Genomic DNA, 17326 nt, shown 5'->3' with positions numbered 1-17326 from the left:
TGCGGGTCTCCTCTCGGCTTTCAGCCACGGGCCCGCTGGGTCACGGCGATACAGACGAGCACGGCCGCCGCTGTCAGCGGCGCGGCCGGCGTCAGCTGCTCGCCCAGCAGCAGGACCGACCACACCAGTGTGAGCAGGGGCTGCGCCAACTGCAACTGGCTGGCCTTCGGAATACCTATCGCCGCCATGCCCCGGTACCAGACGACCAGACCGAAGAACTGCGACCCCGCGGCCACCCACAGCAGCCCGAGCACGCTGTGGGTGGTGAGGTGCAGGGGCTCGTACGACAGGGCCAGTGCGGCGGCGGGCACGGTGAGCGGCAGGCACAGCACCAGCGCCCAACCGATGACCTGCCAGCCCGGCATGACCCGGGCCAGTCGGCCGCCCTCGGTGTAACCGGCGGCGCAGACCAGCAGGGCGCCGAAGAGGTAGGCGTCGGCGCTGGTCAGAGCGCCGCCGCTCTGCTGGACGGTGAATGCGAGTACAGCCGCCGCGCCCGCCAGGGCCGCCGCCCAGAAGGTGCGCGAGGGGCGGGTGCCCATGCGCAGCGCCGAGAGGAGGGCCGTCGTCAGCGGCAGCAGGCCGACCACGACGGCGGCGTGCGCGGTGGTCGACGTGCGAAGGGCGAGCGTGGTGAGGAGCGGAAAGCCGACGACGACCCCGGCCGCGACGACCACGAGCCCGGCCCGGTGGCGGCGGGCGGGCAGCGGTACGCGAAGCGCCAGCAGACAGCCACCCGCGACGACCGCCGCCAGGACGGACCGTACGGCCACCAGCGACCACGGGCCGAAGCCTTCCAGGCCCCAGGCGGTGGCCGGGAAGGTGAGCGAGAAGGCGGTGACACCGAGGGCGGCCTGAAGGGTCCCGGCGCGACGCGTCGCCGGGGGCTGCCCGGACAGGAGACCGGTGCGGGCACCCGGGGCCTCCGTGCGGCTGCTGACCGCTATCGGAGTCGGTGCGGTAGCGCTATCGTGTGCTCTCATGCAAGAGCGTAGCAGTGTCGGTGAACTGGCGAACCGGCTGCGACAAGAGCTGAACCGCTACTCTCCAGGTGGAAAGCTGCCGTCGAGTCGGGTGCTGGTGGAACGCTTCCGGGTGAGCCCGGTGACCGTCTCCAGGGCGCTCGCGCAACTGGCTGCCGAGGGCCTGGTAGTGACCCGCCCGGGGGCGGGCGCGTACCGCGCGCAGGCCCGCCCCGCGTCCACCCCGGCCGGGGACACCTCCTGGCAGGAGGTCGCCCTGAGCGCGGACGGCGCCGCCGACCTCGTACCGCGCACGGTGAACGCGGCCGGTGTCGTCATCTCGCTGGCCGCGCCGCCGCCGGGCGTGATCGAGTTCAACGGCGGCTATCTGCACCCCTCCCTCCAGCCCGAGCGGGCGATGGCGGCGGCCCTGTCGCGTGCCGGACGCCGTCCCGGGGCGTGGGGACGGCCGCCGCTGGACGGGCTGCCGGAGCTGCGCGAGTGGTTCGCGCGGGGCATCGGCGGTGCCGTCACGGCAGCCGAGGTGCTGATCACGGCGGGCGGCCAGGCGGCCCTGACGACAGCCCTGCGCGCCCTCGCCCCGCCCGGCGCCCCGGTACTGGTCGAGTCGCCCACCTACCCCGGCATGCTGGCGATCGCCCGCGCGGCCGGCCTGCGCCCGGTGCCGGTCCCGGTCGACGCGGACGGGGTACGTACGCCGCTGCTGGCCGACGCGTTCCGGGCGACCGGCGCCCGGGTCTTCGTCTGCCAGCCCCTGTTCCAGAACCCGACCGGGGCCGTGCTCGCGCCCGAACGGCGCGCGGAGGTACTGCGGATCGCGCGCGAGGCGGGTGCCTTCGTGATCGAGGACGACTTCGTACGGCGGCTGGTGCACGAGGACTCGGCGCCGCTGCCGCGTCCGCTCGCGGCGGAGGATCCCGACGGTGTGGTCGTCCACGTCGGCTCGCTGACCAAGGCGACCTCGCCGAGCTTCCGGGTGAGCGCGCTCGCGGCCCGGGGCCCCGTACTGGAACGGCTGCGCGCCATCCAGATCGTCGACACCTTCTTCGTCCCGCGGCCGTTGCAGGAGGCGGCCCTGGAACTCGTGGGCTCACCGGCCTGGCCCCGGCATCTCCGGTCGGTGTCAACGGAGTTGAGGATCCGCCGGGACGCCATGACGTCCGCGCTGCTGACCGCCCTCCCTCAACTGTCGCTGCCCCACATCCCCTCGGGCGGCTACCACCTCTGGCTGCGCCTGCCTGACGGCACGGACGACTCGGCCTTCGTCGCGGCGGCGCTGCGCGCGGGCGTCGCGATCACTCCCGGCCGCCCCTACTTCAGTGCCGAACCCCCGGCCGCGCACGTGCGGTTGAGCTTCGCGGCGGTGGCAGGGGTGGGAGAGATCGGGGAGGGGGTGCGGAGGCTGCGTACGGCCTGTGACGAGGTGCTCTGACCAGGTGCTCCGACGTGGGGCGGGTCGTGCAAAAACGGTTCGACACGGTGGGCCGGAAAGGGAGAACCTCCCGGCATGAACGACGACGATGTGCCCGCCCTCCCCGAGGGCTACGAGATCTCCGTCGACCCCGCCCGGGTCGACGTCGAGCGTGTTCACCGGTGGCTGTCGACCGACGCCTACTGGGCGCTGGACCGGCCGCGGGCGAAGTTCGACGAGGTGATCCCGAACTCACTCAACTTCGGTGTGTACGAGGTGACTTCGGGGGTGCAGGTGGCGTACGCGCGGGTGGTGACCGACCAGGGGCTGTTCGCGTGGCTGTGCGATGTGTACGTGGACCCGTCGGTGCGGGGTACGGGGGTCGGTACGGCGATGGTGCGCGAGGTGCGCGATCACCTCGGGGCGCTCGGGGTGCGCCGCATCCTGCTCGCCACGCACGACGCGCACGGCGTCTACGAGAAGATCGGGTTCCGCCCGCTCGACAAGCCCGACCGGTGGATGGCGCTCCACTTCGAGTGAAGCCCTTGTGGAGCAGGCGTAAAGCCGCTGTGATGATCGGGCAGTGATCGGCGCGCACCGTCGATAACTCCTGAGTAACACCAAGTAACACCCCTTGACCTGCGTTCTTTCCCGGCCCACGATCGCCGCATGCAACTTCGGGTCACGTTCGTCGCCGCCGCGCGCAGCTCCCCGCTGCTCGCCGAGCGCTTCGACGATGACCGGCCGCTCGACCAGGCCGGCTGGGAGGAGGTGCAGCGCGCCGCGCACGATCTGGTGCCGCTGGCGGCGGCCGAGCTGCGCTACTGCTCGCCGACACCCCGCAGCCGGGCCACCGGGGACGCCCTCGGCTACGGGCCGCTCGTCCAGCTGGCCCTGCGCGACTGCGACATGGGCCGCTGGCGCGGATTCACCCTCGGTGAGGCGATGGCCCGGGAGCCCGAGTCCGTGGATGCCTGGCTCGCCGATCCGCGTGCCACGCCCCACGGCGGTGAGTCGCTGCTGGACTTCATCTCGCGGGTCGGCGGCTGGCTCGACACCCGGCCCGCCGACGACAACGGCCGGATCGTCGCTGTGGCCGAGCCCTCGGTCATCCGGGCGGCCCTCGTCTACGCCCTGAAGGCGCCGCCCTCGACCTACTGGAACCTCGACGTCCGGCCCTTGTCCACGACCGTCGTCATGGGTCGTACGGGCCGCTGGAACCTGCGTTTCGAGGGTGCGTTCCCTCAGTCGGCGCGCGGCTGACCGCCCGGCCGGTCGCGTGTGTGGTCGGTGGTGAGGACGAGATCCTTGGCGGGGCCCGCCACCCGCCACACCGTCCGCCAGTGGTCCGCGTCGAGGACCGTGAACTCGCCGCGGTAGAGATCGGCCGCGCAGGGGTGGTCGGTGATCCATCGGCCCGAGGTCAGGTCCAGGTCGTGGAACGGGCGGCCGTCCGTGAAACGTACGTCCACGGTGCCAGGCGCGGTGCCCGGGAGGAAGTGGAGCGTCCGCTCGGCGGGGCGGGTGACGCCCTGCCACACGAACGTGCCGGACTCGTGGTGCAACAGGCCGCCTCGGCCCTCTCTGTGCAAGGGGCTGAACGTCGCGGTGCCGATGAAGGTCCCCTCGTCCGTGCTCGCGAGATCGCGTACCGACCGTTCCAGCAGCCAGCTCCCCGCCAGATACAGCAACGCATCAGGCACTGGCCGGAACTCGCCCACGCCGCCACCTTCTCCAAAACCCTCGAGTTGTCGCACGCCCCATTGACGCACTCCTGTCACATACCTATGTTGCCGTTCGAAGTGCTGATCGTTGTCCGGTATCCCGAACTGCATCGACAGAGCCGCGGAGTATCCATGTCACGCACAAGCACCCGCTGGAGACTAGGTCTCACGGCCACCACCGCACTCCTGGTGGTCTCGGCGGTCGTCCCCGCCCCGGCCAGCGCCGAGGACGTCACCGACTACGCCATCACGGTGGACCCGGCTACCAAGGGCGCCAAGATCGACGACACGATGTACGGCGTCTTCTTCGAGGACATCAACCGTGCCGCCGACGGCGGTCTGTACGCCGAACTCGTGCAGAACCGGTCCTTCGAGTACTCCACCGCCGACAACCGCTCCTACACGCCCCTCACCTCCTGGGCCGTCAGCGGTACGGCGACGACCCCGAACGACGAGGGGCGCCTGAACGCCCGCAACCGCACCTACCTCTCCCTGGGTGCCGGCTCGTCCGTCACCAACTCCGGCTACAACACCGGGATCAGGGTCGAGAGCGGCAAGAAGTACGACTTCTCCGTCTGGGCCCGCGCCGATCAGGCCGCCGCGCTCACCGTGTCCCTCGCGGACGCGGAGGGCTCCCTCGCCGAGGTCCGCCAGGTAGCGGTGAAGGGCGGCTGGGCCAAGTACCGGGCGCGGTTCACCGCGACCCGCTCCAGCACCGCTGGGCGTTTGACGGTCGCGACGGACAACTCCGTTGCCCTGGACATGGTTTCGCTGCTGCCCCGGGACACCTACAAGGGCCATGGGCTGCGCGAGGACCTTGCCCGGAAGATCGCCGCGCTCGATCCCGGTTTCGTCCGCTTCCCGGGCGGCTGCCTGGTCAACACCGGGTCCATGCAGGACTACAGCGAGGCCTCGAACTGGGAGCGCCAGCGCTCGTACCAGTGGAAGGACACCATCGGGCCGGTCGAGCAGCGCGCGACCAACTCCAACGTCTGGGGCTACAACCAGAGTTACGGACTCGGCTACTACGAGTACTTCCAGCTCTCGGAGGACATCGGCGCCATGCCGCTGCCCGTCGTCCCGGCGCTGGTCACCGGCTGCGGGCAGGACAAGGCCGTCGTCGACGAGGCGCTGCTCAAGCGGCACATCCAGGACACCCTCGACCTCATCGAGTTCGCCAACGGCCCGGCGACCAGCGAGTGGGGCCGCAAGCGGGCTCAGATGGGCCACCCCAAGCCGTTCCATCTCACCCACATCGAGGTGGGCAACGAGGAGAACCTGCCCAACGAGTTCTTCGCCCGCTTCACGGAGTTCCGGACCGCCATCGAGGCCAGGTACCCGGACATCACCGTCATCTCCAACTCCGGGCCGGACGACAGTGGTTCGATCTTCGACACCGCCTGGAAGCTGAACCGGGACGCCAACGTCGACATGGTCGACGAGCACTACTACAACAGCACGAACTGGTTCCTCCAGAACAACGACCGCTACGACTCGTACGACAGGAACGGCCCCAAGGTCTTCCTCGGCGAGTACGCCTCCCGCGGCAACACCTTCAAGAACGCCCTCTCCGAAGCCGCGTTCATGACCGGTCTGGAGCGCAACGCGGACGTCGTCAAGCTCGCCTCGTACGCCCCGCTGCTGTCCAACGAGGACTACGTGCAGTGGAGCCCGGACATGATCTGGTTCAACAACCACGCGTCCTGGGGCTCGCCTTCGTACGAGGTGCAGAAGCTGTTCATGAACAACGTCGGGGACCGCGTGGTGCCTACCACAGCGACCGGCACGCCCTCGGTGAGCGGCCCGATCGCGGGCGCCGTCGGCCTGTCGACATGGGCGACCACGGCGGCGTACGACGATGTGAAGGTCACCGGCGCGGACGGCACGGCGCTGCTGTCCGACGACTTCTCGGGTGACGCCTCCCGGTGGACCCATACCGGGGGCGGGAGTTGGGCGGTCCAGGACGGGCAGTACGTCCAGACGGACGTCGCCGCCGAGAACACCATGGTCTCCGCGGGCGACCCGGCCTGGCACGACTACGACCTCCATGTGAAGGCCACCAAGAAGTCCGGCAAGGAGGGCTTCCTCGTCGCCTTCGGCGTCAAGGACACCGGCAACTACTACTGGTGGAACCTGGGCGGCTGGAACAACACCCTGTCCGCCGTCGAACAGGCCACGGACGGCGGCAAGTCGACGCTCGTGTCCAAGGCCGGCTCGATCGAGACGGGTCGCGCGTACGACATCGACGTCCATGTGCGGGGCCGGCAGGTCACCCTCTACCTCGACGGCCAGGAGTGGGGCAGCTTCACCGACGACAAGCCGGCCGAGCCGTTCCGCCAGATCGTCACGAAGGACGCGAAGACCGGCGACCTGATCGTCAAGGTCGTCAACGCCCAGGCGGCGCAGGCCCGTACCACGATCGACCTCGGCAAGGTGAAGGTCAGGTCCAGGGCCGCGGTGACCACGCTGGCCGCCGCGCCGGACGCGGTGAACAGCGAGACGGCGACAGCGGTCGCGCCGGTGAAGTCGACGCTCACGGGCGTCGCGAGGAAGTTCACGTACACGTTCCCGGCGAACTCCGTCACCTTCCTGCGGATCAAGAAGGGGTGACGGGGAGCGCGGAGGAGGGCTGACCGGACGGGCGGCCCAGGTACCGGAGGGGTGCCTGGGCCGCCCGTACCGAGTTCGGCCGGTCGCCCGGCGCCGGGACGGACGCCCCGTCGACGTGCCGACGCTCTCGCGTAGCGTGCATGCCGAATGCGTGAGGCGGTGATGACCTGCGCGTATGAGGGGGGGGCGGAGCGGCGTGAGTGACCGTGTGGAGTGGCCGGCGGGGCGTGACAGGGATGCCGCGCTGATCATCAGGACGGACTTCGGTGATGAGCCGGCGTGGGCGGCGGTGAAGGCGGCGCTGCTGATGACCTGGGGCGAGGATGACGACGTCGAGCCGTACGTCCACATCGTCGACGATCCGAAGTGGGCCGGAATCACGCCCGCCGAGGCGCTCCGTGAGGCATCCCCGCACTCGGAGAGCCGCAATGTCGTCTACCTCGCCGACCACACCTCGATGCGGGACACCCCTGTCACCTTGCTCGCGCTGTCCCTGCTGACCAGGGAGCAGTGTGAGGACGACGAGGAGTTCGCGGCTTACGGAGGCGCGTTCCGCGTGGCGCCGTACGGCATCCACGAGATGAACGCGAACCTGATGATCGCCAACCTGGACTTCGGCGATTTCGCGGACGCGGCCAAGGGTGATCCCGACGGAGTCTTCCGAGGCTTTGCCGGGTGAGTGCTCAGCCGCCACACTCGTCCCGGCTCCGCATACTGATCCATCGCATTGCATAAACGTGCATCGAAACGTATAGTCATGCCATCAAGGAGGAGGGTTCCATGGCGGTACGTGTGGCGGTGGCCGGGGCGAGTGGGTACGCGGGCGGGGAACTGCTGCGTCTGTTGCTCGTCCACCCCGAGGTCGAGATCGGCGCCCTGACCGGCAACTCCAACGCCGGGCAGCGGCTCGGCGCCCTGCAACCGCATCTGCTGCCGCTGGCCGGCCGTGTCCTCCAGGAGACCACCCCCGACGTGCTCGCCGGGCATGATGTCGTCTTCCTCGCGCTGCCGCACGGACAGTCCGCCGCCGTCGCCGAGCAGCTCGGGCCGGATGCGCTTGTCGTCGACATGGGCGCCGACTTCCGGCTCCACGACGCGGCCGACTGGGAGAGGTTCTACGGCTCCGCGCATGCCGGGACCTGGCCCTACGGACTCCCCGAACTGCCGGGTGCCCGCGCCGCGCTGGAGGGGTCCAAGCGTGTCGCGGTGCCCGGTTGCTATCCGACCGCCGTGTCGCTCGCCCTCTTCCCGGCGTACGCCGCCGACCTCGCCGAGACCGAGGCCGTGATCGTCGCCGCCTCCGGGACCTCCGGCGCCGGCAAGGCGGCCAGGACGAACCTGCTGGGCAGCGAGGTCATGGGGTCCATGTCCCCGTACGGGGTCGGCGGCGGCCACCGGCACACGCCCGAGATCGTCCAGAACCTCAGCGGCGCCGCGGGCTCGCCGGTCGCCGTCTCGTTCACGCCCACCCTCGCTCCCATGTCCCGCGGCATCCTCGCCACCTGCACGGCCGCCGCCCGGCCCGGCGTCACCGCCGAGTCCGTGCGCGCCGCCTACGAGAAGGCGTTCGCCGACGAGCCGTTCGTGCACCTCCTCCCGGAGGGGCAGTGGCCCGCCACGGCGTCCGTCTACGGTTCCAACGCCGTTCAGGTGCAGGTCGCGTACGACGAGTCCGTGCGCCGCATCATCGCGATCAGTGCCATCGACAACCTGACCAAGGGCACCGCGGGCGGTGCCGTCCAGAGCATGAACATCGCCCTCGGGCTCGACGAGACCACCGGGCTTTCCACGATCGGAGTCGCACCGTGAGTGTCACGGCAGCACAGGGGTTCACGGCGGCCGGAATCGCCGCCGGGATCAAGGAGAACGGCAACCCGGACCTGGCCCTCGTGGTCAACAGCGGGCCCCGCCTCGCCGCCGCCGGCGTCTTCACCTCCAACCGGGTCAAGGCCGCACCGGTTGTGTGGTCCGAGCAGGTACTGAAGGGCGGCATCGTCTCCGCGGTTGTCCTCAACTCCGGTGGCGCCAACGCCTGTACGGGGCCGAAGGGCTTCCAGGACACCCACGCCACCGCCGAGAAGGTCGCGGACACCCTCGGCCTGAACGCCGGAGAGGTCGCGGTCGCCTCCACCGGACTCATCGGGCTGCTCCTGCCGATGGACAAGCTGCTGGCGGGAGTCGAGACCGTCGCCGGTCAACTCTCCGCGCATGGTGGTGAGAAGGCGGCCATCGCCATCAAGACCACCGACTCCGTCCACAAGACGGCCGTCGTCAGCAAGGGCGGCTGGACAGTGGGCGGCATGGCCAAGGGGGCGGGCATGCTCGCCCCCGGCCTCGCCACCATGCTCGTCGTTCTGACCACGGACGCGGATGTCGACAGCGAGAGCCTGGACAGTGCGCTCCGCGCCGCAACCCGCACCACCTTCGACCGCGTCGACTCCGACGGCTGCATGTCCACCAACGACACCGTGCTGCTGCTCGCCTCCGGGGCCTCCCAAGTCACCCCGGAACAGGCCGAGTTCGCGGAGGTCGTCCGGGCAGTCTGTGACGACCTCGGGCAGCAGCTCATCCGGGACGCCGAGGGCGCCAGCAAGGACATCAAGGTCGAGGTCGTGAACGCGGCCAGCGAGGACGACGCCGTCGAGGTGGGGCGTTCCATCGCCCGCAACAACCTCCTCAAGTGCGCCATCCACGGCGAGGACCCCAACTGGGGCCGCGTCCTCTCCGCCATCGGCACGACCGCTGCCGCCTTCGAGCCCGACCAGCTCAACGTCGCCATCAACGGCGTCTGGGTCTGCAAGAACGGCGGTGTCGGCGAGGACCGCGACAAGGTCGACATGCGCTACCGGGAGGTCCACATCGTCGCCGACCTCGCCGCAGGCACGGAGACCGCCACCATCTGGACCAACGACCTGACCGCGGACTACGTCCACGAGAACAGCGCGTACTCTTCATGAGCACCACGCGGAAGCACACCGCCCTGCCCAAGGCCAGGATCCTCATCGAAGCGTTGCCCTGGCTGACCCGCCACAACGGCAAGGTCGTCGTCATCAAGTTCGGCGGAAACGCCATGGTGAACGACGAGTTGAAGGGTGCGTTCGCCCAGGACGTCGTCTTCCTGCGCCAGGCCGGCCTCAAGCCCGTCGTCGTGCACGGCGGCGGCCCGCAGATCAGCGCCGCCCTCGACAGACACGGCATCGTCAGCGAGTTCAAGGCGGGCCTCAGGGTCACCACCGAGGACGCCATGGACGTCGTACGCATGGTGCTGGCCGGGCAGGTCCAGCGGGAGCTGGTCGGGCTGCTGAACCAACACGGGCCGCTCGCCGTCGGGTTGACCGGCGAGGACGCGCACACCATCACTGCCACCAAGCATCTGCCCGAGATCGACGGGGAGTTGGTCGACATCGGGCGGGTGGGCGAGATCACCGCGATCGACACGGGCGCGATCGAGGCATTGCTCGCCGACGGCCGTATCCCGGTCGTCTCGTCGATCGCCCGTAGCCAGGACGACGGACATGTCTACAACGTCAATGCTGATACGGCGGCTGCGGCACTTGCTGCTGCTCTTGGCGCCGAAACCCTCATGGTCCTCACGGACGTCGAGGGCCTCTACGAGGACTGGCCCAACTCCGACGAGGTGATCAGCCGCCTCACCGCTTCCCAACTGGAGAAGCTGCTCCCGGAGTTGAGTTCCGGCATGGTGCCGAAGATGGAGGGCTGTCTGCACGCCGTACGCAACGGCGTGAACACCGCCCGCGTCATCGACGGCCGGGTCCAGCACTCGATCCTGCTGGAGATCTTCACCGACGAGGGCATCGGCACGATGGTCGTGCCCGATGCGGAGGAAGAAGGGGACGCCGCATGAACGCCGGCCAGGAGCTGGACGCCAGTCAGGAACCGAGCGCCAACAGTGCCAACAGCGCCAACAGTGCCAATCAGGAACTGACGACGCGCTGGCAGGGCGCGCTCATGAACAACTACGGCACCCCCCGGCTGCCCCTCGTCCGCGGCGCGGGCAGCACCGTGTGGGACGCCGACGGCAAGGCGTACGTCGACTTCGTGGGCGGCATCGCCGTGAACGCGCTCGGCCACGCCCACCCGGCGATCGTCGAGGCGGTCTCCACCCAGATCGCCTCCCTGGGCCATGTCTCCAATCTCTTCGTCGCCGAGCCGCCCGTCGCACTCGCCGAACGGCTGCTCCAGCGCTTCGGCCGGGACGGCAAGGTGTTCTTCTGCAACTCGGGCGCCGAGGCCAGCGAGGGCGCCTTCAAGATCGGCCGCCTGACCGGACGCGGGCACATGGTGTCCACCGAGGGTGGCTTCCACGGGCGGACCATGGGCGCCCTCGCGCTCACCGGCCAGCCCGGAAAGCGGGAGCCCTTCGTGCCGCTGCCCGGTGACGTCACGTACGTCCCGTACGGCGACGCGCAGGCACTGGCCGCCGCTGTCACCGACGAGACCGCCCTCGTCATCATCGAGCCGGTCCAGGGCGAGAACGGTGTGGTCGTCCCGCCCGCCGGTTATCTGAAGGCCGCGCGCGCGATCACCGCCGCGACCGGCGCGCTGCTCGTCCTCGACGAGGTGCAGACCGGCATCGGCCGTACCGGGCACTGGTTCGAGTACCAGGCCCACGAGGGTGTCCTGCCCGACGTCGTCACCCTCGCGAAGGGCCTCGGCGGCGGACTGCCCCTCGGTGCGACCGTCGCCTTCGGCCGCGCCGCCGACCTGCTCCAGCCCGGCCAGCACGGTACGACGTTCGGCGGCAATCCGGTCGCCTGCGCCGCCGGACTCGCCGTACTCGACACCATCGAGAACGAGGGGTTGCTGGAGAACGTCAAGCGGCAGAGCGAGAAGTTGCGGGACGGAATCGAAGGTGCGGGCCACCCGTTGATCGACTATGTCCGGGGCGCGGGACTTCTCCTGGGTATCGTGCTCAACGAGCCCCTCGCGCCCCAGGTGCAGCAGGCGGCTCAGGACGCCGGGTTCCTGGTGAACGCGCCCGCTCCCGATGTCGTACGGCTGATGCCGCCGCTGAACATCGGTGACGCCGAAGTGGACGCGTTCCTCCAGGCGCTTCCCGGAGTTCTCGACGCGGTTGCCGTTGACGGGAAGGACTAGCCGGGGAATGAGACGACGACGATGACGCAGGCGCAGGAACACGAGCACGCGGGGCCTGCCGTACCGCAGACCCGCACCGCACGCCACCGCCGGATCGTGGACATCCTCAACCGGCAACCGGTGCGGTCGCAGAGTCAGTTGGCGAAGCTGCTCGCGGACGACGGGCTGACCGTCACGCAGGCGACGCTGTCCAGGGACCTGGACGAGCTGAACGCGGTGAAGATCCGTAACACCGACGGCGATCTCATCTACGCGGTGCCGAGCGAGGGCGGGTTCCGTACGCCTCGCGCTCCGCTGGGGGAGTCGGCGAAGGAGGAGCGGATGCGGCGGCTGTCCTCGGAGTTGCTGATCTCAGCGGAGGCCTCCGCGAATCTCGTGGTCCTGCGGACCCCTCCGGGGGCCGCGCAGTTCTTGGCGTCGGCGATCGACCAGGCCGAGCTGCACGACATTCTGGGGACGATCGCGGGGGACGACACGTTGATGCTGATCAGCCGGGATCCTGCGGGGGGGCAGGCGTTGGCTGATCATTTGTTGGGGTTGGCTCAGAAGAATCACTGAGGGGCCATTGACGGTTGAGTTTCGGGTGCGGGTCCGTCGTGGCTTGTTGCGCCCACGCGGCGGAGCCGCAAATAGACACATCCCCTCGCCCCTAAAAGCACATATCACCCTCAGCCCAGTCGTCTTGCCAGGCCCCCCGTGCATCGCACCTCGTCGCCCGCCGTGATCAGCAACGCCTCCACGTCCGGCAGCGACTCCAGCCAGCCCAGCGCCTGCCTCGACCCCATCGCGAAGGCCGCCGTCGCCCAGGCGTCCGCCCAAGTCAGTTCCGGGGCCACGACCGTCACCGCGACCAGGTCCGTCACCGCGGACTTTCTGGTGCGGGGGTCGACGATATGGGTGCCGCGTTCCGCTGTGCCCGAGGTGGCCACCGCCAGTTCGTCGGCGCCCGCCGCCGAGACCACGGCCGCCAGGCCGCCCGGGCGGAGCGGGTCCGACACGCCCACCCGCCAAGGGCGTTGGGGACCCGGCGCGCCGCACAGCTGGACGTCTCCGGCGCCGTTGACGCTGACGCCGCTCGCCCCGGCCGCCATCAGGGTTCTGGCCGCGCGTTCCGCCGCCCAGCCCTTGACCAGGCCGGTCGGGTCGATCTGGCCCTGGTAGGTGTGGCTGAACCACCCCTCGCTGACCCGCTTGGCCTCGGCGCACAGGTCGAGCACCTCGGCGACCTCCGGGTCGCAGTCCGCGACGGAGATCTCACCGCGGGCGAGCCGGGAGATCTGGCTGTTCTCGCGATAGGTGCTGAACACTTCGTTGACCTTGTGCAGTCCGGCGATCGCCGCCGCCAGCGCCACCTGGACCGCACGGGGGTCCCCGCCGCGGACGTCAAAAGAGAAGACGGTCCCCATGACCTCCTCCGCATGACGCACCGCGACGGGAGCTTCCGCGGGATCAACCACCGGCCTGGTCCAGGGCCGACTGGAGGGACTTCTTGTAGCCCGCGCTGGTGTAGCTGGCGCCGGACACGGCGTCGATGTCGCCGTCGCCCGCTGTCACCGCCTCCTGGTTGAGCTTGGGGATCGCGTTCGCGGAGACCTGGTCGCTCCGGCCACCAGTGGGTGCCTGGACCGCGGACGCCGAGGTGATCCTGCCCTTGGTCAGCGTGACGCGGACCTGCACCGGGCCGTACTCCGTCTGGACCACGCTTCCGGTGTACGTGCCGCCGCCGTTGGAGGTCGCCCCGCCTGCCGCCGCCCCGCCCGAGCCCGCTGCCGAGCTGGGTGTCGGGCTGGGTTTCGGGTCGGCCGAAGCCGCGCCCGCGCCCGTCCCCTTGTCCGATTCCGCGGCGGGGACCTTGTCCAGGGCCGACTGCAGCGACTTCTTGTAGCCCGCGCTGGTGTAGCTGGCGCCGGAGATCGCGTCGATGTTCGCGGTGCCGGCGGCGACCGCTTCCTGGTTGAGCTTGGGTACGGCGTTGCCGGAGATCGTGGTGCTCTGGCCGCCGGTGGGCGCCTTCACCGCCTCCGCCTTGGTGATCTTGCCGCCGCTCACCGTGATACGGACCTGGACCGGGCCGTACTGGGTGTCGACCGCGTCACCGGTGACCGTGGCGGCCTTGGCCGCACCGCCGCCACCGGTGGCGCCCGTACCCGTACCCGCACTGGCCTTGTCCAGGGCGGACTGGAGCGACTTCCCGTAGCCCGCGCTGGTGTAGCTGGCGCCGGAGATCGCGTCGATACTGCCGTTGAGGCCGGCGGTGACCGCTTCCTTGTTGAGCTTGGGGATCGCGTTGCCGGAGATCTGGTCGCTCTGGCCGCCCTTGGGCTGCTGGAGCGCCTCCGCCTTGGTGATCTTGCCGCCGCTCACCGTGACGCGGACCTGGACCGGGCCGTACTGGGTGTCGACGGTGTCGCCGGTGAAGGTGCCGTCCTTGGCGGCCGCGCCGCCCTGGGCCGACTCCTGTGCCGCCGCCGTCTGCTGCGGCAGAGCGCCGGCAGCCTGCGCGCCACCGGGGTCCGACGACGGCTTCAGCGTCAGCAGCAGCACGATTCCGGAAACTGTGGCGGCACTCGCCAGCATGACGCGCCGAAAGGGGTGACTCTTCTTCATTGCTCCTGGCTCCCGTCGCTCACATCTCGAACGACTCGTGGTGGATACGGCGCGCCGGAACACCCGCGCCGCGCAATGCCTCGTACACACCCTGCGCGAAGCCGGGAGGCCCGCACAGGAAGACGTCGTGGTCGTCGATGTCCGGCAGCTTCCGGCGCAGCGACTCCGGCGAGATGTCCGGGCGCTCTCCGTCGGGGCTGTTCACCGCGTACATGAGACGGGCGCCGCGCTCGTTGGCGATGGTCGCCAGCTCGTCCCACAGGGCCAGGTCCTGGGTGCTGTTGGCCCGGTAGAGAAGGGTCAGGTCGCCCGCCGCGCCGGGCAGGGTCTCGAACAGGGCGCGCATCGGGGTGATGCCGACACCGCCGGCCACCAGCAGCACCTTGCCCTGGCTGCGCTTGGAAGCGGTCAGGGCGCCGTACGGACCCTCGGCCCACACCCGGGTGCCGGGCTCCAGCTCGCGAAGGGCCGAGCTGTGGTCGCCGATCGCCTTCACGGTGATGCGCAGCATGTTGGGGCGGGGGGCCGCCGACAGGGAGTACGGGTGCGAGCTGAACCGCATACCGGGGGCCAGGAAGCGCCAGCGGAAGAACTGGCCCGCCTCCGCGCCCATCCGGTGCAGTTTCCGGCCGCTCATCAGCACGGACACGATGCCCGGGGTCTCCTCGATGACCGCCTCGACCCGCAGCCGGTGGCGCATGTTCAGCCGGATCGGCGTGACGATGCGGTACCAGAGGACCAGCGCGGTCACCGAGCCGTACAGCGCGTACCAGGCGGTCTTCGCGGCCGGCTCCACGACGAACTCGTTACCCGTGGACAGCTGGTGCCAGAACGTCAGGAACGTGGCCGCGTACGTCAGCAGGTGCACGTGGTACCAGAGGTCGTACGGGATCATCCGCCGGACCGGGCCGATGGAGCTGAGCCCGATGACCACCAGCAGGCCCGTGCCGATCGCCGCCTTGCCCATGTCGGGCAGCTGGTTCACCGAGTCGACCGTCTGCTGGACGATGTCGCCGAACGTCTTCCCGGCCTGGAGGGCGTACCCGTACATGATCAGGACGACGTGCGCCACGACCAGGCTGAGCGTGTACCGGCCGCTCATCGAGTGCCAGCGCGCCACCCGGTCCGAGCCGACCCGGCGCTCCAGCGCGGGCACCCGGGCCATCTGGAGCACCACCAGCGCCATCAGGTAACCGGCGAGCAGACCGGTGATCCGGCCCGCCGCGATGATCTGGGCGGTGGTGTCGGCCAGGGAGGCGGTGTTGTTCCACCACAGCCAGATCACTCCGGCCGCGCCCGCCGCCACAACGAGCAGCAGCGGGACGGCGGGTGAGCGGCGGGGTCGGATGCGGCGCATCGTCTGGCGCCGCGCGGCACGTCCGCCTTGGATCGTGGTGGTCACGGTTCCTCCGTGGGACGGGGTCTAGTCGAGAGGCTTGGCCCCTTGGCCCTCAGATACGCGCCACGACCGCCGAGTGTTCAGAGACCCGACAAGTCCACAGTTAAATGCCAGTTAAAATGGGGTGACTGCCGGTAACACCCGCTGGGTGCCGGTCGGTGGCGCTCAGTAGCGGACGATGGCCGTCGGCCCGCTCGCCGTGCCGATCGCGATGTGCGGCCGTCGGCGCGGATCGGCCCACGCGAGGATCGCCCGCATCGCCTCCGCAGGTACCGACACACAGCCGGCCGTCGCCGCACGCCCGTTGACGTGCAGGAAGATCCCCGCGCCGCGCTGCCGTACCGGCGCGGCGTAGTTGAAGGCGATGACGTACGCGTGCGCGTACTGCTGCGTGTACGAGATCAGGTGCTCGGACTCGGTGGCCCGGCAGTCGGCGGGGCGGGGCTCGGTCCAGCGGTTGTAGGAGCGTGAGTCGTTGTCCTCGCACCACCAGGAGTTCTGCCGCACGGGCCGGTAGGTGACCTTGGTGCCGACCGGGGCCGCCTTGATGCCGAAGGCGTACGGCAGTTCGTACAGCCCGGCGGGAGTGGTGTTCGTGCCCTGTTTGCGGGAGCCGCCCTCGACGAGCCCGTTCGCACCGAAGCGGGCGGGCGCGGAACCGGCCTTCGTCCATGTCCCGTTGCGCAGGTTCCACCAGGTGAGCGTGCCGGTGGTCGCCTTGGCGCGCGGCGCCTGAGCCGTGATCAGCTGGGAGCCGCCACCGGTGTCGGCCAACAGGGCGGGCAGCGGCGGCGCGGCCGTGGGAGGGGCACCGGGCGCGAGTGCGAGAAGGGACACGGACGCGAGGACGACGGCGGCTCCGGGACGCATGGCTCAGACAGTACTGGGCGGGAGCGGCAACGGCAGCCCCGGTAGTCCGTCCAGGCTCGTCGCGATGTGGTCCTTCTTCTCGAAGTAGGCGCTGAGCGAGGCGTCGTCCTCGCGCGCGAAGCGCCTGGCGTGCAGATCGCGGTCGCTGTCGTACGACATGAGGGGCACCGCGTAGCCGCAGCTGTCCCGGACGAGTTCGGCGTGTACGACGATGATCGCGCGCAGACCGTGCGCGGTGGCGTCGATGTCCGGGAAGCGGGCGAGGAGTTCGGGGAAGCGCGGGTCGTCACGGAAGGCGGGCTCACCGCGGCCGTGCAGCCGGACGATGTTCGGCGGGCCCTCGAAGGCACACCACATGAGGGTGATCCGGCCGTTCTCGCGCAGATGCGCGACGGTCTCGGCGTTGCTGCCCGCGAAGTCGAGATACGCGACAGCCTGCTCGTCGAGGATCACGAAGGAGCCCTTGAGCCCCTTGGGGGAGAGGTTGACCGTGCCGTCGCCCGACAGCGGGGCGGTCGCGGTGAAGAAGAGGGGCTGCGCCTCGATGAACGTACGCAGCCGGCCGTCGATGCGCTCGTAGGTCTTTCCCATGACCGGTCATTGT

Annotated in this window: 17 protein-coding genes; 10 read left to right on the top strand and 7 right to left on the bottom strand. The window is 70.0% G+C overall.

Going from position 1 to position 17326, the window contains the following annotated elements; all coding sequences use genetic code 11:
• Nucleotides 1-20: 20 nt before the first annotated feature.
• Nucleotides 21-983 carry a DMT family transporter gene (locus G3I56_RS10950; RefSeq protein WP_164408712.1) on the bottom strand — a complete coding sequence of 321 codons (963 nt, stop codon included), beginning with the start codon at nt 981-983 and terminating at the stop codon, nt 21-23.
• On the opposite strand from G3I56_RS10950, the gene G3I56_RS10945 reads away from it, so the two are divergent.
• From G3I56_RS10945 to G3I56_RS10935, 3 genes are all read left to right on the top strand, one after another.
• A complete protein-coding gene (locus G3I56_RS10945; protein ID WP_164408711.1) occupies nt 982-2415 on the top strand; it encodes a PLP-dependent aminotransferase family protein in 1434 nt (477 codons plus the stop codon). The genes G3I56_RS10950 and G3I56_RS10945 overlap by 2 nt on opposite strands.
• Nucleotides 2416-2490: 75 nt before the next feature.
• Nucleotides 2491-2934 carry a GNAT family N-acetyltransferase gene (locus G3I56_RS10940; protein ID WP_164408710.1) on the top strand — a complete coding sequence of 148 codons (444 nt, stop codon included), beginning with the start codon at nt 2491-2493 and terminating at the stop codon, nt 2932-2934.
• A gap of 129 nt (nt 2935-3063) precedes the next feature.
• A complete protein-coding gene (locus G3I56_RS10935; protein ID WP_164408709.1) occupies nt 3064-3657 on the top strand; it encodes a histidine phosphatase family protein in 594 nt (197 codons plus the stop codon).
• Here G3I56_RS10935 and G3I56_RS10930 read toward each other — a convergent pair.
• Nucleotides 3639-4115 carry a DUF6314 family protein gene (locus G3I56_RS10930; protein ID WP_164408708.1) on the bottom strand — a complete coding sequence of 159 codons (477 nt, stop codon included), beginning with the start codon at nt 4113-4115 and terminating at the stop codon, nt 3639-3641. The genes G3I56_RS10935 and G3I56_RS10930 overlap by 19 nt on opposite strands.
• Before the next feature lie 135 nt (nt 4116-4250).
• Here G3I56_RS10930 and G3I56_RS10925 point away from each other — a divergent pair, with 135 nt between their 5' ends.
• The 7 genes from G3I56_RS10925 (at nt 4251) to G3I56_RS10895 (ending at nt 12404) form a co-directional block, all read left to right on the top strand.
• On the top strand, nt 4251-6728 hold the full coding sequence (locus tag G3I56_RS10925) for an alpha-L-arabinofuranosidase C-terminal domain-containing protein (RefSeq protein WP_164408707.1): 2478 nt from the start codon (nt 4251-4253) through the stop codon (nt 6726-6728).
• A gap of 196 nt (nt 6729-6924) precedes the next feature.
• Nucleotides 6925-7407: a hypothetical protein gene (locus G3I56_RS10920; RefSeq protein ID WP_164408706.1), complete on the top strand. Its 483-nt coding sequence runs from the start codon at nt 6925-6927 to the stop codon at nt 7405-7407.
• A 101-nt stretch (nt 7408-7508) separates the two neighbouring features.
• Complete coding sequence (gene argC, locus G3I56_RS10915) at nt 7509-8537, top strand: N-acetyl-gamma-glutamyl-phosphate reductase (protein ID WP_164408705.1); 1029 nt, start codon at nt 7509-7511, stop codon at nt 8535-8537.
• Nucleotides 8534-9685 carry a bifunctional glutamate N-acetyltransferase/amino-acid acetyltransferase ArgJ gene (gene argJ / locus G3I56_RS10910; RefSeq protein WP_164408704.1) on the top strand — a complete coding sequence of 384 codons (1152 nt, stop codon included), beginning with the start codon at nt 8534-8536 and terminating at the stop codon, nt 9683-9685. The genes argC and argJ overlap by 4 nt, the downstream gene beginning before the upstream one ends.
• On the top strand, nt 9682-10593 hold the full coding sequence (argB, locus tag G3I56_RS10905; protein ID WP_164315183.1) for an acetylglutamate kinase: 912 nt from the start codon (nt 9682-9684) through the stop codon (nt 10591-10593). The genes argJ and argB overlap by 4 nt, the downstream gene beginning before the upstream one ends.
• Nucleotides 10590-11846 (top strand): acetylornithine transaminase, encoded by a 1257-nt coding sequence (locus G3I56_RS10900; RefSeq protein ID WP_164408703.1) that lies wholly within the window; start codon nt 10590-10592, stop codon nt 11844-11846. The genes argB and G3I56_RS10900 overlap by 4 nt, the downstream gene beginning before the upstream one ends.
• Before the next feature lie 21 nt (nt 11847-11867).
• The gene (locus tag G3I56_RS10895) at nt 11868-12404 is read left to right on the top strand and encodes an arginine repressor (RefSeq protein ID WP_164408702.1); all 537 of its coding nucleotides are present in this window, start codon (nt 11868-11870) and stop codon (nt 12402-12404) included.
• Between the two features lie 110 nt (nt 12405-12514).
• On the opposite strand, the gene G3I56_RS10890 is transcribed toward G3I56_RS10895, so the two are convergent.
• The 5 genes from G3I56_RS10890 to G3I56_RS10870 all read right to left on the bottom strand — a co-directional run bounded on the left by G3I56_RS10890 (nt 12515) and on the right by G3I56_RS10870 (nt 17313).
• Complete coding sequence (locus tag G3I56_RS10890) at nt 12515-13252, bottom strand: FAD:protein FMN transferase (RefSeq protein ID WP_203689629.1); 738 nt, start codon at nt 13250-13252, stop codon at nt 12515-12517.
• A gap of 43 nt (nt 13253-13295) precedes the next feature.
• Nucleotides 13296-14453 carry an FMN-binding protein gene (locus G3I56_RS10885; protein WP_164408700.1) on the bottom strand — a complete coding sequence of 386 codons (1158 nt, stop codon included), beginning with the start codon at nt 14451-14453 and terminating at the stop codon, nt 13296-13298.
• A gap of 19 nt (nt 14454-14472) precedes the next feature.
• Entirely contained in the window at nt 14473-15855 is a 1383-nt protein-coding gene (locus G3I56_RS10880) for a ferredoxin reductase family protein (RefSeq protein WP_164408699.1), read from the bottom strand.
• A 162-nt stretch (nt 15856-16017) separates the two neighbouring features.
• Nucleotides 16018-16722 (bottom strand): L,D-transpeptidase family protein, encoded by a 705-nt coding sequence (locus G3I56_RS10875; RefSeq protein WP_164408698.1) that lies wholly within the window; start codon nt 16720-16722, stop codon nt 16018-16020.
• Between the two features lie 3 nt (nt 16723-16725).
• Entirely contained in the window at nt 16726-17313 is a 588-nt protein-coding gene (locus G3I56_RS10870; RefSeq protein WP_164408697.1) for a pyridoxamine 5'-phosphate oxidase family protein, read from the bottom strand.
• Between the last annotated feature and the right edge of the window lie 13 nt (nt 17314-17326).

The organism is Streptomyces sp. SID12488, assembly GCF_010548275.1.
In the GTDB taxonomy this organism is placed as follows: Bacteria; Actinomycetota; Actinomycetes; order Streptomycetales; family Streptomycetaceae; genus Streptomyces.
Note: the sequence above shows the minus strand (reverse complement) of the source record. Positions and strands in the feature narration are given on the sequence as shown.

Coding starts and splice junctions, on each gene's coding strand:
- G3I56_RS10945 (WP_164408711.1), top strand. CDS start 982: ATGCAAGAGCGTAGCAGTGTCGGTGAACTGGCGAACCGGCTGCGACAA.
- G3I56_RS10950 (WP_164408712.1), bottom strand. CDS start 983: ATGAGAGCACACGATAGCGCTACCGCACCGACTCCGATAGCGGTCAGC.
- G3I56_RS10940 (WP_164408710.1), top strand. CDS start 2,491: ATGAACGACGACGATGTGCCCGCCCTCCCCGAGGGCTACGAGATCTCC.
- G3I56_RS10935 (WP_164408709.1), top strand. CDS start 3,064: ATGCAACTTCGGGTCACGTTCGTCGCCGCCGCGCGCAGCTCCCCGCTG.
- G3I56_RS10925 (WP_164408707.1), top strand. CDS start 4,251: ATGTCACGCACAAGCACCCGCTGGAGACTAGGTCTCACGGCCACCACC.
- argC (WP_164408705.1), top strand. CDS start 7,509: ATGGCGGTACGTGTGGCGGTGGCCGGGGCGAGTGGGTACGCGGGCGGG.
- argB (WP_164315183.1), top strand. CDS start 9,682: ATGAGCACCACGCGGAAGCACACCGCCCTGCCCAAGGCCAGGATCCTC.
- G3I56_RS10900 (WP_164408703.1), top strand. CDS start 10,590: ATGAACGCCGGCCAGGAGCTGGACGCCAGTCAGGAACCGAGCGCCAAC.
- G3I56_RS10895 (WP_164408702.1), top strand. CDS start 11,868: ATGACGCAGGCGCAGGAACACGAGCACGCGGGGCCTGCCGTACCGCAG.
- G3I56_RS10890 (WP_203689629.1), bottom strand. CDS start 13,252: ATGGGGACCGTCTTCTCTTTTGACGTCCGCGGCGGGGACCCCCGTGCG.
- G3I56_RS10885 (WP_164408700.1), bottom strand. CDS start 14,453: ATGAAGAAGAGTCACCCCTTTCGGCGCGTCATGCTGGCGAGTGCCGCC.
- G3I56_RS10875 (WP_164408698.1), bottom strand. CDS start 16,722: ATGCGTCCCGGAGCCGCCGTCGTCCTCGCGTCCGTGTCCCTTCTCGCA.
- G3I56_RS10870 (WP_164408697.1), bottom strand. CDS start 17,313: ATGGGAAAGACCTACGAGCGCATCGACGGCCGGCTGCGTACGTTCATC.